The organism is Candidatus Limnocylindrales bacterium (genome assembly GCA_035559535.1).
Lineage (GTDB): Bacteria > Moduliflexota > Moduliflexia > Moduliflexales > JAUQPW01 > JAUQPW01.
Map to the genome: position 1 here is coordinate 1 of DATMBG010000047.1, position 15,772 is coordinate 15,772.

General features: G+C 45.2%; 13 protein-coding genes. All 13 read left to right on the forward strand.

All coding sequences use genetic code 11. The annotated features are described in order from the left end of the window. Positions 1-815: 815 nt before the first annotated feature. The 13 genes from VNM22_17815 to VNM22_17875 all read left to right on the forward strand — a co-directional run bounded on the left by VNM22_17815 (position 816) and on the right by VNM22_17875 (position 15,667). Entirely contained in the window at positions 816-1,517 is a 702-nt protein-coding gene (locus VNM22_17815) for a hypothetical protein (protein HWP49017.1), read from the forward strand. Positions 1,518-1,609: 92 nt separating this feature from the next. Then, positions 1,610-2,437, forward strand: a complete 828-nt coding sequence (locus VNM22_17820; protein ID HWP49018.1) for a methyltransferase domain-containing protein — start codon at positions 1,610-1,612, stop codon at positions 2,435-2,437. A gap of 56 nt (positions 2,438-2,493) precedes the next feature. Beyond that, positions 2,494-3,612, forward strand: coding sequence for a glycosyltransferase family 1 protein (locus VNM22_17825; GenBank protein ID HWP49019.1), 1,119 nt, complete (start codon positions 2,494-2,496; stop codon positions 3,610-3,612). Between the two features lie 79 nt (positions 3,613-3,691). Further along, positions 3,692-4,780: a radical SAM protein gene (locus tag VNM22_17830; protein ID HWP49020.1), complete on the forward strand. Its 1,089-nt coding sequence runs from the start codon at positions 3,692-3,694 to the stop codon at positions 4,778-4,780. Positions 4,781-4,809: 29 nt separating this feature from the next. Continuing rightward, the gene (locus VNM22_17835) at positions 4,810-5,856 is read left to right on the forward strand and encodes a methyltransferase domain-containing protein (GenBank protein HWP49021.1); all 1,047 of its coding nucleotides are present in this window, start codon (positions 4,810-4,812) and stop codon (positions 5,854-5,856) included. Between the two features lie 23 nt (positions 5,857-5,879). Beyond that, entirely contained in the window at positions 5,880-6,800 is a 921-nt protein-coding gene (locus tag VNM22_17840) for a glycosyltransferase (protein ID HWP49022.1), read from the forward strand. A gap of 83 nt (positions 6,801-6,883) precedes the next feature. Then, positions 6,884-7,690, forward strand: a complete 807-nt coding sequence (locus tag VNM22_17845; protein ID HWP49023.1) for a class I SAM-dependent methyltransferase — start codon at positions 6,884-6,886, stop codon at positions 7,688-7,690. Beyond that, positions 7,677-8,918: a glycosyltransferase gene (locus tag VNM22_17850; GenBank protein ID HWP49024.1), complete on the forward strand. Its 1,242-nt coding sequence runs from the start codon at positions 7,677-7,679 to the stop codon at positions 8,916-8,918. The genes VNM22_17845 and VNM22_17850 overlap by 14 nt, the downstream gene beginning before the upstream one ends. After that, positions 8,915-10,423 (forward strand): B12-binding domain-containing radical SAM protein, encoded by a 1,509-nt coding sequence (locus tag VNM22_17855; GenBank protein HWP49025.1) that lies wholly within the window; start codon positions 8,915-8,917, stop codon positions 10,421-10,423. The genes VNM22_17850 and VNM22_17855 overlap by 4 nt, the downstream gene beginning before the upstream one ends. A 94-nt stretch (positions 10,424-10,517) precedes the next feature. Beyond that, positions 10,518-11,489: an NAD-dependent epimerase/dehydratase family protein gene (locus tag VNM22_17860; protein HWP49026.1), complete on the forward strand. Its 972-nt coding sequence runs from the start codon at positions 10,518-10,520 to the stop codon at positions 11,487-11,489. A 97-nt stretch (positions 11,490-11,586) separates the two neighbouring features. After that, positions 11,587-13,179 carry a glycoside hydrolase family 30 beta sandwich domain-containing protein gene (locus VNM22_17865; GenBank protein ID HWP49027.1) on the forward strand — a complete coding sequence of 531 codons (1,593 nt, stop codon included), beginning with the start codon at positions 11,587-11,589 and terminating at the stop codon, positions 13,177-13,179. A 75-nt stretch (positions 13,180-13,254) separates the two neighbouring features. Further along, the gene (locus tag VNM22_17870) at positions 13,255-14,541 is read left to right on the forward strand and encodes a nucleotide sugar dehydrogenase (protein HWP49028.1); all 1,287 of its coding nucleotides are present in this window, start codon (positions 13,255-13,257) and stop codon (positions 14,539-14,541) included. A 79-nt stretch (positions 14,542-14,620) separates the two neighbouring features. Then, positions 14,621-15,667 (forward strand): glycosyltransferase, encoded by a 1,047-nt coding sequence (locus VNM22_17875; protein HWP49029.1) that lies wholly within the window; start codon positions 14,621-14,623, stop codon positions 15,665-15,667. The last annotated feature ends 105 nt before the right edge of the window (positions 15,668-15,772 follow it).

Below are 15,772 nucleotides of genomic sequence, written 5' to 3' on the forward strand. Positions count from 1 at the left end.
TTAACCGGTTATTTTCTCTGGATTTTAATCCCTATTCCTCCCCTCCTAAGGGATAAATTCTACCTCTTAAATGTCAGATTTTTTTACGATTTGGGTTATTGGAGTCCTTCTCGGAAAGATCATCCTTCCACCTGGAATCCCGTTGGTGAGGAGGAGGAAGACCTAAGATTTTTCCTATGGTATAATTTCTGCAATTCTTGACAGGATAAGCGGACTGGTAGATTCGATAACCGAAGAAGGGTATTTTTGGTGTATCAGGTTAGTTCTCCGTTCAATAGCTTGAGTTGATCCAGGAGGTTGCCGTTTGCCTGCTCGGGAGCGTGGGCATTTTGCCCCCTCACTCTCCCCTAATCCCCTATCGACGGAGGGAATGGGAGCTTCAGGAGAGGGGAAAGGTAGGACAGGCACTTGTGCTCCAGCAAGGCAATTACCCATTTATCCCCATCGAGTTGTTCTGAGATTTCCAAAACGGCATTCCAACAGGAAGTAATTCTTCAATTACCCTCCTTCAATCCCAAATAATCAGATTATGCTGAAAGCTGTTTGCTTGTAAGTGAAGGGGACGGAGTCTGGGCAAGGACCACACCTTTTAGAGATCACCTTTACCAGATTTTCTTTCAAACTTATACCGAAAAATCCGGAGTGTGCTGATACAGAGATTTCGGTGGATTGGGTTATACAGCACATTAAGAACCTATCGTTGAAGAAAGCCCGCAGAAGATAATAAGGGAGCGCTGTAGGGAGTTGCTGACTGTACAAGTTCCGGAAATAATTCACGCGACCGATTCACGCCAGGAACGAGGAGATAGATAGGAATGTTGGAAGATTCTAAGCAACGATCCTATTGGAGACGACGGATTCAACGACATCTCATACTGGCTTTGGTAAGTGGGATACTTATGTTATTGATTTTCCATACTTTACCTTCCACAAGAAATGTTGTCTTCCGGTTAAGTATGGCTTCTGCCTATGCCGGCCTTACTTTCTTGGGTTTATCACTTATTATAGGACCCTGGAATGTTTTGCAGGATCGTCCCAATCCCATAAGTACCGATTTGCGGCGAGATGTTGGAATCTGGGCCGGACTTCTGGGTCTAGTTCACATGATAGTGGGCTTACAGGTACATATGGGTGGGAAGTTTTGGCTCTATTTCCTCTATCCGCCTAATCAATCGCACTTTTTGCCTCTCCGTCATGATGCTTTCGGTTTCGCCAACTTTATGGGACTGGTTGCAACGCTAATACTGATATTGCTTTTAAGTCTGTCAAACGATTTTTCTCTCCGTGCACTGGGTGTGAAGCGTTGGAAGGCACTCCAGCGTTGGAACTATGTGGGTTTCGCAGGTACGGTGGTGCATGGTGCGGTGTACCAGTTCATTGAGGAACGAAAACTCTTTTTCGTGGGACTGTTTGGGGGGATGGTGCTGATGGTAATTATCAGCCAGCTCGCCGGTTTCCAAAAAATTCGCAGGCAGTTAGATCAAGGGAACAGGATAGGGAAGACCCTCAACCAGTGATAAAGCTACTGATATGGCTAATTCCTAATCTGTAAAAGAGGAAAGAATAGAGGAAACCAACTTTTTATCGATGTTTAGAAGAGTATAGAAATATGTCTGAGAACCCGCAAATAGGTTCCTATAAATATTACGAACGGCTTTATGAAGTGGAAGGAGAACACTGGTGGTTCAGAGGCATACGTACCATTACTGCCGGGATTTTAGATGCCAGGTATCAGGGGGCGAAGAACCTGCATATCCTGGATGCGGGATGTGGGACAGGGGTTACGCTCACCTGGTTGAAACGGTATAGTTTACCCAAACAAATAGTAGGCATAGATCTGTCATGGTATGCTTTACAATTTTGTCAAAGACGGGGCCATCCTCTTTTATGTCAGTCCTCGGTTCTGGAATTACCCTTTAAAAGCAATTTGTTTGATTTGATTGTATGCCATGATGTCCTTCAGCATTTGCCGGGAAATAGTTCCGACAAAATAGCTTTGGGAGAGTTCTACCGAACCCTGAAGCCAGGAGGTTGCTTGCTTGTGCGGACAAACTCGAGTCAGGGAATGGGCAGGGGAAAGTCTTTAAAAGAGGAAGACTATAGGATGTACCGTCTGGATGAGTTATGCGATAAAGTTCAGCAGAAGGGCTTTCGTATTTTGAAAGCAACTTATGCCAATAGCTTGTTGTCTATTTTTCCTACGGTCAAGCGTTATTTAAGGCAAAGAAAAAACCACCGTTCCCATCATCATAATCAAGGATTAGCTGTCAGATTGCTTCCACCCCCTCTACGATGGCTGAATATCCTTCTGTATGGAGTGATGAAAGGTGAAGCCTGGTTTCTTTCTAAGCCTTCCAGGATATTACCCTTTGGTCACACCATTATTCTTTTAGTTCAAAAACCAGGACTTGAAAATGGGGACCATTCCAAAATTTAAAAAAGCCCTGACCTGATTTTCAACCTGTTTATACAGGAGTTTTAGGAAGAGATCCTATGCATCTGGGAGTCAATGCAATTCGTTTTACAAGGAAATTTACAGGGGTCGGGAGATATATGGAGTGTGTTCTCAAAGAATGGAGCCAGATGGACCTTCCGTTTGATAGAATTACACTTTTTACCCATACTCCCCTCCAACAAGAAGTACTTTCATTTCCCTTAGAGAGATATCAGGTAAAAGTAATCGGTAAAAAACTTCCCGATCCATTATGGGAATGGAGTTCCTTGCGTTCCCAGTCTAAAGATCTGGATGTATTATTTTGTCCGTCTTATACGATTCCAATAGGCTACACGGGAAAATGTCTGGTAACCAATCTGGGTCCGGCTGAAAATACCCTGGGAAGTTATCATTGGTGGAGGGCCCAGGTGTATGAACTCTTATACCGATACAGCGCCCATAAGGCTAACAAAGTATGTGCCTGTTCCCATTCAGTAAAGAAACGCCTTATTGAGGTTTATAAAATACCCCCCCAAAAAATTAAGGTAACCTACTTAGCGGCCAGTGAGGCATTTCGCCCTATTCACGATCACGTAACTTTAGAGCAGATCCGACGTCACTACATCGGTGGAGATAACCCAGTTATATTGTTTGTCGGTAAACTGGCCAAACGACATTACATTCCTCATCTCTTGAAAGCCTTTGCTGGCGTGAAAAAAAGTAAAAACATTCCCCACAAATTAGTATTAGTCGGCCCGGATTATCTAAACTTGAACATACCTGCCCGTGCAAATAAACTCGGGATAGGAGATTCTGTGATTCATATCCCCTATGTATATCATAAGGATCTACCTCCGCTTTACAATATTGCAGAGTTTTTTGTTTATCCCTCTTCAGAAGCAGAGGGCTTCGGTATCCCTGTCATAGAAGCCATGGCTTGTGGAGTTCCCGTTATTACAGTCAACCAGGGTAGTTTACGCGAGTTTGCGCCAGGAGCCGCCTTTTTAATACAGTCCAGTGCGGTATCGGAGTTACAAAATGCTTTGGAAAAAATGATATATGATGCAGACCTAAGAAAAGATTTAGCTGCTAAAGGACTTGAACGGGCAAAGACCATTACCTGGCAGATTACTGCAGAGAAAACTATGGAGATCTTATGGGAACTGGCACAGGCTTAAAAAATATGGCCTCCTTGAGCTCATCTAACCCGGGATAAACCAGGATGAGGGGGGTTAGAAATCACAGAGGTATAAAATTATGATAAGTTTGCTGAAACGAATGGTAAGGCATATAAGGCTTTCACTTAGAACCATAACTTCGCCAGAAGACAAAACCCCACCCTTTCTGATTTTATTTATTAACTCGACCTGTAATTTAACCTGTGAACATTGTTTTTATTGGCGAAGTTTGAATAAAGAGGATGATCTGACACGGGATGAAATAATTAATCTGGCAAAGGAGCTAGGGCCTCTAGAAAATCTAAATTTATCAGGTGGAGAACCTTTCATCCGACAAGAACTGGGTGAGATCTGTAGATTTTTTATCTCGAATAACAAGGTAAAGCAAATTTATATCCCAACCAGCGGTTATTTCACCAAAAAAACTGAGAAACAACTCAAAGAAATATTGAAAGAACCTTCTCTTCAACTCGTTGCCATAGAGTTATCCCTGGATGGTATGCCAGAATATCATAACAAATTTAGGGGCAATAATAAATCGTTTGAGAATGCAATGGAAACCTATGATATGCTGGCAGAACTCCAAAAAATAGATCCCAGAGTTCGTATCCATTCTATTTCTACCGCTACATCTGAAAATATTCATGAAATCATGAAATTGACCCATTACTTGTATGAGCGATGTCCCGCCATGGATCATCATAATCTGGCAATTATTCGCGGAGATCGGAAGAACCCTTCTTTAAAAGGTCCTCAACTGGAAGCTTATAGAAATCTTTACCAGACGATAGCCCTGGTATGGAGAGAAAGGGAGAAAAAACGTTTTGGGGCGATTGTAGAGCCCCTGCTTCAATGGGCAAAATACGAGACCATCCGGCAACAAACTCAGGTCATACCCTGTATGGCGGGAAGATTGAGTGCGGTTGTGTATGCAAATGGAGATGTCAGCGTATGTGAAATTCATCCTCCCCTGGGTAATCTCAGAGAGAAAAGTTTTTTTGAGATATGGAATTCACCTGCAGCTCGTAGACTTCGAGAAGATATCCGGGCAAAGAAGTGCTACTGCACGACGGAAATGTTTCTCTGGCCCAGCATTACCTTTCAACCCCTGCAACTGGTAAAAGCTTTATATGGGGCACGGAGGTGGGAGAAACCCAGACTGGGTTAAGGAATCGAACAAGAAAATCTGCGAAAGAAATGGTTAATATCTTTGCTGAAGAAAATTTGAGATTGTTGGAAGGCTTTCCTCTTTGCTGTCCCCAGTGTAAGGGGATCATCTTACAACAAAAAGAGAGATTCCTTTGTAAGGTTTGTAAAAGGCAATTTCCTGTCATCGCCGGTATTCCGGATTTCAGAATTTTTGGGGATCCCTATCTCAATTTTGAGAATGACTATAAAAGGGCTCAATTAATTGCAGAGAATGCCCCTAAATTTAACTTCCAGGAATTACTTAAATTTTACTGGAGCCACAGCCCTGAAACCCCTTCACCATTACGCGAAAAATTTGTCCGAACTGCCCTATTGGCTGAAGCAAAAGCAGAAGGCATCTTAAAGGAGTTAGCTCTCTTTTCTGGGGATCTGATCAAAACAAATCAGAACGTACTGGAAATAGGATGCGGTACAGGAGGATTCTTAATATCTGCCGTAAAAACCTATTCCCGTGTGATAGGGATCGACATTGCACTTCGATGGCTTATAGTAGCCCGAAAGAGACTTGAAGAATCAGGTAAAAAGGTTCCCTTAATCTGTTGTTGTGCTGAATATCTCCCTTTCCCGGATGGATTTTTTAATTTGGTCGTTGCCGCTGCGACCTTAGAACATACCCGTGATCAATCCAGGGTGATCTCAGAAAGCTATCGGGTCTTACAGAATGGAGGAATTCTTTTCCTGAGTACCCCCAACCGTTATAGTCTTACCGTAGAACCTCATGTCTACCTCTGGGGGGTGGGATTTCTTCCCAGATCCTGGATGCCCCGATATGTATACCTTTTAAAGGGCGTAGGTTATAAGAATTACCGGTTGCTTTCTTATTTTGAGCTTAAAAAATTGCTGAACCCTGTTTTCGGTAAGGTGAGATTCTCGTTACCCGATGTGGATGATACGATGTTGATTAATTTTAGCCGTTGGAAAAGATTTCAGGTAAAAGTTTATCGAAACTTACGCAAAATATCTCTGTTTAGAGCTCTTTTCCTTTTGTGCGGACCTATGTATCACATTTTATGTCAAAAAGTTTCTAAGCCCTAATAGAATTTCTCCATGAAATAATAATGTTTCCAGAGAAAAATAATAATCTATCAATCATCATAGCCAGTCATAACAGTTTAAAAGAACTCTCACTTTGTCTATCGAGTCTCCAAAGCCAACAGATACCGGCCAATTCTTTCCAGAGTATCGAGATTATCGTGGTGGGAAATTTATCGGACGAAGAACTTATCCGACTCAAGGAACTTTATCCAACCGTTCGAGTGTTACGAGCGGACCCTCAGGCTTCCGTACCGCATCTCCGGTCACAGGGCATAAGAGAAGCCCAAGGAGATATCCTTGCTCTTTTAGAGGATCATTGTATACCTGCGCCGGATTGGTATCGTTCTATTCTTTCAGCACATCGTTCAGGACATCTGGTCGTAGGAGGGACCGTGGAAAATGGGAGTACAGAACGGATCGTGGATTGGGCTGTTTACCTGTTTGAGTACAGTACCTACATGAAGCCACTTCCCCGCGGAGAAGTGCAACAATTACCGGGAAATAATATCAGTTATAATCGCCGGGTACTTCCTCTATTAAAAGACCTGCTAGAAAAAGACCTGTGGGAATCTTTCTGGCATAAGCGGCTCTTAGAAGAAGGAATTTGTTTAATATCAAATCCTGATATGGTCGTCTATCATCATAAATCTTTTTGTATCCAGGAATTCTGGCATCTGGTGCGCTTACATGGTCACAATTATGCAGTTTCACGAACCTTTGACGCCTCACATAAAAAATGGCTTTGGATGGCAGGCGTCTTTTTTTTACCTTTTATTATGTGGTTTAGAATCGGTAAGCGCATTTTAAGCAAACGAAGGCATGTGAAAAAATTTATTCTCGCATCTCCTTTTCTGCTTTGGTTTAATATAGGATGGACTCTAGGGGAGATAACAGGAACCATTACAAAACGTCCGAAGCCGGAGACAGGATGGACAAAGCCATAATATTTTACAGGATTTTAGAAGTAAGGAATTTTATTTGTGGAGTTGCAGGACAATCCACCCCGATGAGAGGAAAAATATTTAAAATGGGTAATAAGAACAAAGGATCCATAGCCTATTTTGACCAGGTGGCTGCCGATTACTTTCAACGGTATTATGAAAATTCGCCCGGAGGTTATGCCCTGCGTGTGCGCCAGGAAAAGGTATTAGAATTACTCGACAAACCGACAGGTAAGTTGCTGGATGTAGGTTGTGGACCTGGCGTTATGGTTCCTAAGTTAATCAACTTAGGATTTGAATTCTGGGGAGTCGATGCTTCTCCAAGGATGATAGAGCAGTGTCATAAGGCTTTTGGGAAGGTGAACCGTGCCCATTTTACCGTAGGTAATGCGACAGCCCTGGCTTTTGCCGATGAATTCTTTGATGTGATCCTCTGTATGGGTGTGATAGATCGCATTAAAGATTATGAAACAGCGATCCAAGAAATGAGCAGGGTGTTAAAACCCGGTGGAACGCTCCTCATTACTTTTACTAATTTATTAAGCCCCCATGCGGCCTGGCGGAATTTTGTCTTTTACCCGATGATGGCTTGTCTCAGGCCTTTGTATTATGGCCTGACCAGGCGACCCCAGCCCCCTGCGTTAGTCTCATTGGCTAGGCTCTATACCCAAAATGCCGCTACCCGTCTGGTAACAAAATACTGCGGCAGAGTAACAGACGTGGTTTATTTTTATATCAACTTATTTCTATCCCCCCTTGACGAACTTTTCCCCAGGTGGGCTGTATGGACTGCTGAGCGATTAGAACCCTTGTGCTCTGGTAAGCTAAAATGGTTAGGTGCGAGTTTTATAGTCAAGGCGAAGAAAAGGTCTCATTTCCATGCAACGTCTTAAAGTTCTTATCCTTTCGCGAAACTATCCAAACAAGGTAATGAAAACCCTGGGCCTTTGGGTTAAGAGACTTGTTTACCACATCGCCGAGATTTGTGAACTCAGGGTTATTTCACCAGTTCCATACTGTCCACCGCTACCCGGATTTCCTGAATACACCAGGTTTCGACAGGTCGAATCCCAGCATAAGGAAGATGACATGGAGGTGTATCATCCCCGGTTCCTGGTAGGTTTGGGGTATTCGCTATACAATCTTGAGGCCCTCACTTATTATTTCGGCGTCCGGAGGTTGGTTGATGAGATCCGACATGACTTCCCATTTGAAGTGATTCATGCGCACTTCATCTATCCAGATGGGGTTGTGGGGACCTGGTTAGGCCGACGGTATGGAGTTCCTGTGGTAGTCACAGAGCATGCACCCTGGCAGGGGTGGATGGACCGGTATCCTTTGGTTCGTCGCCAGGCCGTATGGGCCGCCCGGAAGATTACCCTCCACATCACAGTAAGTAACTATGTTCGGACTACTATCGCCTATTTCACAGGAGAACCGGAAAAGATTCGCGTTATTCCTAATGGCGTAGATGGTTCTGTTTTTACACCGCTTAAAAACGGAGTAAAACCTAACCCCAACCAAATTCTTTATGTAGGGTTCATCAATTTTAATAAGGGGCTTGATATTCTTCTCCAGGCAATGCCCCAGGTGGTTCGACACAGACCTGAAGCAAAGCTTGTACTGGTAGGGGGAAGCATTTATCGAAATACCCAACTTCAAGAGCAGCGCCTCCGCCAGATGGCCCATGATCTGGGATTAGAAGGTCATGTTGAATTTATCGGCCCTAAATTGCCCATGGAAGTGAGTCAATATATGAGAGAGAGTGCTGTACTGGTGCTTCCAAGTCGTCTTGAAGCCTTCGGTTCGGTCATAGTGGAGGCGCTTGCCTGCGGTACTCCGGTAATAGCAACAAGAAGTGGTGGGCCTGAAGATATCATCAATGAAAAAGTCGGTCTTTTGGTTCCTAAGGAGGATTCAGAGGCACTGGCATCTGCAATTATACAGGTATTAGAACGACGAGATGAATATGACGCCCAGGCCCTTCGTGATTATACCCTTAAGAACTTTTCCTGGCAGGGTATAGCCCGCCAAACGGTCGATGTTTACAAAGAAGCAATGAATCATTTTCAAGTAAGTTTAAAGAATACCCATCACTTATCCAGGAGGTATTCGTCATGAGATTTACAAAAGTTGTTATTATCAATCCTCCCAGCCCACCGGGTTATGTTGCCAACAAGGATTCCATGGGAGGATTCGGTCAACTCTTCCCTATAGGAGCCACCCTTCTACCCCCCCTGGACATTCCTTACCTCGCAGGTTATTTGGTAGACAAAGGTCTATCTGTTGAAGTGATGGAGGCCCTGGGGGAAAACTTAACCAAAGAGCAATTGATCCAACGGCTTGTAAAGAGTGGTGATTCAAACGGGGTGGAGCAGATCTTAGTGACCGTGAGGACTTCGGCTCCTACTTTGGACTGGGACCTCTCGGTATGTACCGCCCTGAAGGAAGCCAACCAAAACCTCGTTTTAGCCATTTATGGGCCTGTAGTTTCCCATGTTCTGAAACGACTTCAGCAGGAACCCTGCCTGGATTACATCCTGCAAGGGGAGCCGGATGAGACAGTCTACGAACTCACCATCGGACGACCCGAAGAGGAGGTGCTTGGGATCATCTATCGGCGTGGAGAAACCTGGATAGCTTCTCCCCCCAGGCCTTTCCTGAAGGAACTGGATCGGCTTCCCTTTCCCAAATGGGAACTTTTACCCTACCATCGATATACACTTCCTAAATCATCCCTCACGGCTCCCGTTCCCTTCTTGCCCATGCTAACCTCGCGGGGTTGCCCCTTTGGATGCCACTACTGTCCATATCCCGTTGGTCAAGGGCTACCCTGGCGTTATCGTTCTCCGCGTAATGTGGTAGATGAAATCGAACATCTGGTAAAAGATTTGGGAATTCAATACATCCTGTTTCGGGATCCCATGTTTTCACTCCGCCAGAAACGTGTGATCGAGATCTGTAACGAAATTCAACGGCGAGGACTCGTCTTTAAGTGGAAGTGTGAGACACGACCTGATTGTCTCAATGAAGAGACCTTACGAGCTATGGCCGTGGCAGGATGTGATGGGATTAATTTTGGAGTCGAAAGTGCAGAGGTTGAGATCCAAGCCAACGTTGGTCGGAAACCGATTTCTCGGGAAGATATCATTGACATGGTAGCCCTGTGCCGAAAGTTGGGAATTAAGACTTTCTGCTTCTTTATTATTGGGCTTCCAGGAGATACGGTTCAAACCATCCTGGAAACCATCGCCTTTGCCATCCGATTACGGGCCGATTGGATCCAGTTCACGGCAGCCTCACCCTTTATTGGTACTAAACTCCGGGATTGGGCCGTCTCTCAAGGTTTAACGTCGGAGGACGAGTATGCATATATCAACAGCCATGAAGTTACCATCGGAAACGAAAATCTGACAAAAAGCCAGGTTGAGGTACTCCACCGGTTTGCCAAGTTTTTTGAACGATACCTTATCAATCGAGGTGGAATTCTCAAAGACGATAACCGAAAAGGGCTTCTCTATGGTGGAGCCCGATCTGTAGCCAATTTACTCACCGATTTTTCAGCAAGGATGATTTTCACCCTGGGTCGGAGCTACTTCGAATACCTATATGCCCGTACAGCTTGAAAGGCTGGTAAGGGCAAAACCTTTATCGGTTACTTGCCGGTGTTTCCTGATCTTATCCGGCAAATATCTTGCCTCTACAGGGAAGGATTATTTTATGAAGGTACTGGTTACTGGAGCAACGGGGTTTCTGGGATCCCACATCTGCCGACGGATGGTTGCAGAAGGCCATGAAGTTCGTATCCTTTCCCGTGCGACTTCTAACCTTCAGATTCTAGAAGGGCTTCCCGTAGAACGGATAACAGGGGACATCACAGATCCCCGCCATGTGGAACTGGCCGTCAAAGATCAAGAGTGGGTCATCCATGCGGCAGCCCATTTAAGTCATTGGAAACGGGATCAGGTATGGCAAATGAGGGTGAATGGGGAGGGAACCCGTTACATAGCTCAGGCTTGCCGAAAGGAAGGTGTGAAACGTTTAATTCACGTCAGTTCTGTGGCAGCCATCGGTATCCCAACCGATCCCAGGTATCCGGCCAATGAAGATTTTTCCTTCAATCTGGAAGGTTCAGGATTGATTTATCACCTATCTAAGCGGCGGGCAGAAGAAGAGGTAATGGCAGAAGTCACACGCGGTCTGGATGCTGTGATTGTCAATCCGGCTTCTATTTTTGGACCCTATGGCATCCGATATCGAGGTGCAGAAATGATGAGAAAGGTCCGTTTAACCCGACTTGTTCCTTATTTCACCGGTGGTATCTGTGTGGTACACGTGCAGGATGTAATTGAGGGAATTTTTGCCGCATTAGAAAGAGGAGTCACCGGTTGCCGATACATCCTGGGTGGGGAAAACCTCACTTATCAGGCCCTGGTGAAAAGAACTGCCAGAGCTATGAATTTAAGACGGCGATTTATTCCTATCCCCCCCCTGATCACCGGCCTTGCGGCCATGATCCTGGAGCCCTGGGGCCGTTTACGTAATCGCCGTCCTCGTATTACTTACATAACCCATTATCTGGCCAGCCGATACCACTTTTATGATTCAAGCAAAGCCCGCAGAACATTAGGATATGCACCCCGGGATTTCGGAGCCATTCTGGATGAGTGCCTCCGGTTGGGGATGTGTTAGCATGACGAGGGTATCTCAATTTAACAGGAGTATCTCAGCTCTGTTTGTATTTGCTACTACCAGACAGATCTTGCCAACCCGATGGAGGATTTTACCGATGGGTCTTAGCTGGGTAATGCTGAGTCTAAGCTTTATCCTGTTATCTATTCCGGCAAGTGCCCAGGTTGAAATACTCCTCGACAATACTATGACGTATCAAATCATGGAAGGTTTTGGAGCCACCCATCAAACCTTGATGTTGGGAAATAAAGATACGCTAACCCCGGCACAACGCCTTCAGGCAGTTGATGCACTCTTCAACCAGGTCAGGATCACAACCGGTCAGGTACCCAATCTTTTTGAAGCTCCTGCCCATTCCAGTAATCCGTTCAGAGACCAGGCTAATGATAATAAGGATCCTTTCGACATAAATTGGAAGGGATTTCATTCCGCTCAATACGGTGATCTCTTTAAACAAAAAGTTATGGATCTTGCTCCTCCAGAAGCTCTTAACGGGCTTTATCCTGCAACCCAGATCAGCACCCGCTGGGGAGCTAAATGGCTTGGAAAGCTAGGCGTTTCGGATTATAACCGTTACCTGAATGAGTGTGCGGAGCAGGTCCTGGCGGGTATCATTTACTGGAAAAATAAGTATGGAAAAGAACCTCGTTATGCTCATCTCTTTAATGAACCGACATCAGGAAACAGGGAGTTGGATCCTATAACAGATGCTCAGGCCGTAGTTGATATCATCAAAGGGGCCGGGAACCGGTTACGTAAAGCCGGTTTTAATAGGGTCAAGTTTGTTGTTCCCAACGAGGAAACGGAGAAGAGATCGCTGGAGGTTGCCGCCAAGATCCTGGCCGATCCAGAAGCCAGACAGTATGTAGGGGTCCTTGGCTACCATCCGTATCCCTATGGATCACCGTATGCTTATATTCCCAACCTTTTGAAGGAATCTGGAACAGGTCATCCCAATCCGGAAGGTATTCAACTTCGGAGACAATTACGTAATCTTGCAGAACCGTATAAGATTCCCTTATGGATGACAGAGGTATCCCATGGTTACTTCATGGAAGATCATATCCCCGCAACAGCATTTGATGCCTTGAGAGGGCGAGCTATTCATATTCATGATGAACTGGTCTATGCCCATGCAGCAGGGTTCTTTGGGATGAATAGTATGTGGGATAGTACGATAGATAAACTTCATTTTGAAGGTAATAGATCCAAACTCCATATCTGGTGGAATATCCTTGCAACCCGACGGCGGTTTGGCAGCGATCCGCCCCAGTTACTCACACGAAATATAGATACCATCGTACTGATTGATACGGACCATGATAAAGTTTATATCACGGGTATGGGGTATGCGATAGGTCACTATGCTCGATGGATCCGGCGTGGGGCGATCCGCATCGAAGGGAAGAGCAGTGATCCCCTTGTCCAGGTTACCTCCTTCCGTGATGATAACCAGGGACGAATTGTACTCGTTTTGATTAACAATGCGCCTGAAAGTAAGATGGTGAAGATTAACCTTCGCGGAATTGCTCTAACAGGGAGTCTGGTTGGGGAACAGTCTACGGTTGCAGCGTACTGGAAACCCCTCGAACCCTTTTCAACAACTACCCCTACCGCTTTCAACTTGACCCTGCCAGCCGAAAGTGTGACGACTGTCGCAGGACAGATAGGAGGATTGAGTAACAACTAACTATCACTAACTATACCTCATCGGTGGATGATTTGATGACTCTGTCAGATCATCTAGACTAAGAGAGCGTAAATTATGGAATACTGGAAGGTAGGATTAGTAGGATTAGGTAAATTAGGCATGCCCGTAGCTCTGGCTATGTCTATGAAGGGTCATGATGTTATGGGGTATGATATAGATACAGGGAAAATGCAGAAAGAGCAGTTTCCACACCGTGAGGCGGGTCCAAATGGAGAACCATCCATAGAACCACTCCTCAGGAAAAGTTCCCTCCGATTCGGATCGCTTAAGGAAGTTGTACGCCACGCAGATATCATATTTTTAGCGGTCCAAACTCCCCATGATCCACGCTACGAAGGAGTAACTCGATTACCTAAAGAGCGGATGGATTTCGATTATAGTTATTTAAAAAATGCAATGCGCAGTCTGGCGATGGCTATCAAGGAAAATGGCAAAGATAAAATTGTTGTTATCATCTCCACTGTACTGCCGGGCACCATAAGGGGGGAAATATTACCTCTTATTAACGATTATGTTAAACTGTGCTATAATCCTTTCTTCATAGCCATGGGCAGTACGATCACCGACTTTCTTAACCCAGAGTTTGTGTTATTTGGAGTTAGAGATAAAGAGGCCGCAGAGAGAGCAAAGCAGTTCTACAGAACACTTCACAACAAACCGTTCTACGAGACCACGATTGAGAATGCAGAACTTATCAAGGTAGTTTACAATACCTATATTACCATGAAGATCTGTTACGCCAACACCTTGATGGAAATATGCCACAAGATCCCGGGGTGTAATGTGGATGTGGTCACCAATGCCCTTGCGTTAGCTACAGATCGCCTTATAAGCTCGCGTTATTTACGAGGTGGAATGGGAGATGGAGGGGGCTGCCATCCCAGGGACAATATTGCCCTATCCTGGCTGGCCAGGGAGCTCAACCTATCCTATGACTGGTTCGAACATGTGATGATCTGTAGAGAGAGGCAAACAGAGTGGTTGGCAGATCTCATTGAAGACCATCACAGACGTCGGGGTTACCCCCATCATCTGGTGGGTATATATGGGAGGTCGTTCAAGGCTGGAACCAATCTTACCGTAGGCAGTCCGGCTACCCTGTTAGCTAATATCCTGGAAGAGCGTGGCTTTGAAGTCTGCATGTATGATCCTTATATAGATGCCGGATCCTGTCCCTTTCGGTGGTCGGGGGTATATTTTATTGCAACCAATCATAAGGAGTTCAGTGAGCCAGATTGGCATTTCCCCCCCAGGTCTGTTATTATCGACCCCTGGCGTTACATTCCAAAGCGAGAAGGTGTAGAAATCATCCCTGTAGGAATCAATGAAAATAACTTTTAACCCCTCTGCCCAAAACAGGTAAGCGTTTGGCTATCAGCCCAATGCTTTTTAACTGATGCTGAAGAGTTATTCTAACCCTATGGATAAGAAGCCACAACCTCTGGTTAGCGTTTGTATTTCGGCCTACAACGTAAAGCAGGTATTAGGTGCAGCCTTAGGCTCAGTACTGGCCCAAACCTATAAAAATATAGAGGTTATTCTCATAGATAATGGTTCAACGGATGGTACCTACGATGTGGCCCGGTCTGTTGTTGATGAAAGGCTTCGTTGTATCCGATTCCCTTCAAACATAGGTGGCTATCAGGCGATGAATGAGGCGATAAAGATGTCCAAGGGTGAGTTTGTGGCCGTCTACCACTCTGATGATATCTATGAACCTACGATAGTTGAGAAAGAAGTGAACTACCTTCAGACCTATCCCCAGGTCGGAGCTGTATTTTGCCTGGATCATTTCATGGATTACGAGGGAAGAATTTTCGGCGGAGCCAGCCTACCCCGGGAGTTTTTGGGGCGGGAGTGGCTGGTATATGAGGAGGTTTTCCCTTTCCTCCTCCGAAATAAAAACATACTGTTCTGCTGTCCGACCTTTATGACAAGACGTAAGACTTTAGAGGTTGTAGGACTCTTTAACCCGGAAAAGTACGGCATTGGGGCTGACCTGGAGATGTGGATACGGATCTTACGTAAATTTCCCGTCGGTATTCTCAATGAACGGCTCATGCGATATCGAGTTGGAAGAAACCAATGGTCTAATCGCTATAACTATCTGAGAACGGACCCGGAGGCTTCCTTCTTTGTTTTAGATGACTACCTGGAACAGGATCAATGGCTCCAAAGGCTGAGTCCTACTGATCTGGTTGAATATACCTTTCATCGTTGCGATGATAACACATTCCGGGCAGCCAATTGGGTGATTCGTGGTAATACCCCTAATGCCCTCGAACTTCTAAAGCAACCCTATCCCTGGCGAACCCTTCTTACAAACATCCAACGGCGTAAGCTTCGGGTGTTACTATTACGAATGCTTATATATAGTGGACTAACCCTGGGGGCTGTTCGTCCCTTAGCCCGGTTTCTCATATGGAGTGAATACAGAGGCCCTAAGTACAAAACCAGAGCGGAATAATTTATTTCCAGTTGAAGGGGTTGAAGTGGCAGAAAATTTACCCCCTTCACCACGTTATACAACCCTTAATTTTAAAAGGCTGCTATGCGGTAGATTACCATTCCT

What these genes read in the sequence shown, in the direction of transcription:
- VNM22_17875 (HWP49029.1), top strand. Translation starts at nt 14,621, where the DNA reads ATGGATAAGAAGCCACAACCTCTGGTTAGCGTTTGTATTTCGGCCTAC.
- VNM22_17835 (HWP49021.1), top strand. Translation starts at nt 4,810, where the DNA reads ATGGTTAATATCTTTGCTGAAGAAAATTTGAGATTGTTGGAAGGCTTT.
- VNM22_17840 (HWP49022.1), top strand. Translation starts at nt 5,880, where the DNA reads ATGTTTCCAGAGAAAAATAATAATCTATCAATCATCATAGCCAGTCAT.
- VNM22_17825 (HWP49019.1), top strand. Translation starts at nt 2,494, where the DNA reads ATGCATCTGGGAGTCAATGCAATTCGTTTTACAAGGAAATTTACAGGG.
- VNM22_17830 (HWP49020.1), top strand. Translation starts at nt 3,692, where the DNA reads ATGATAAGTTTGCTGAAACGAATGGTAAGGCATATAAGGCTTTCACTT.
- VNM22_17815 (HWP49017.1), top strand. Translation starts at nt 816, where the DNA reads ATGTTGGAAGATTCTAAGCAACGATCCTATTGGAGACGACGGATTCAA.
- VNM22_17820 (HWP49018.1), top strand. Translation starts at nt 1,610, where the DNA reads ATGTCTGAGAACCCGCAAATAGGTTCCTATAAATATTACGAACGGCTT.
- VNM22_17860 (HWP49026.1), top strand. Translation starts at nt 10,518, where the DNA reads ATGAAGGTACTGGTTACTGGAGCAACGGGGTTTCTGGGATCCCACATC.
- VNM22_17855 (HWP49025.1), top strand. Translation starts at nt 8,915, where the DNA reads ATGAGATTTACAAAAGTTGTTATTATCAATCCTCCCAGCCCACCGGGT.
- VNM22_17845 (HWP49023.1), top strand. Translation starts at nt 6,884, where the DNA reads ATGGGTAATAAGAACAAAGGATCCATAGCCTATTTTGACCAGGTGGCT.
- VNM22_17865 (HWP49027.1), top strand. Translation starts at nt 11,587, where the DNA reads ATGGGTCTTAGCTGGGTAATGCTGAGTCTAAGCTTTATCCTGTTATCT.
- VNM22_17850 (HWP49024.1), top strand. Translation starts at nt 7,677, where the DNA reads ATGCAACGTCTTAAAGTTCTTATCCTTTCGCGAAACTATCCAAACAAG.
- VNM22_17870 (HWP49028.1), top strand. Translation starts at nt 13,255, where the DNA reads ATGGAATACTGGAAGGTAGGATTAGTAGGATTAGGTAAATTAGGCATG.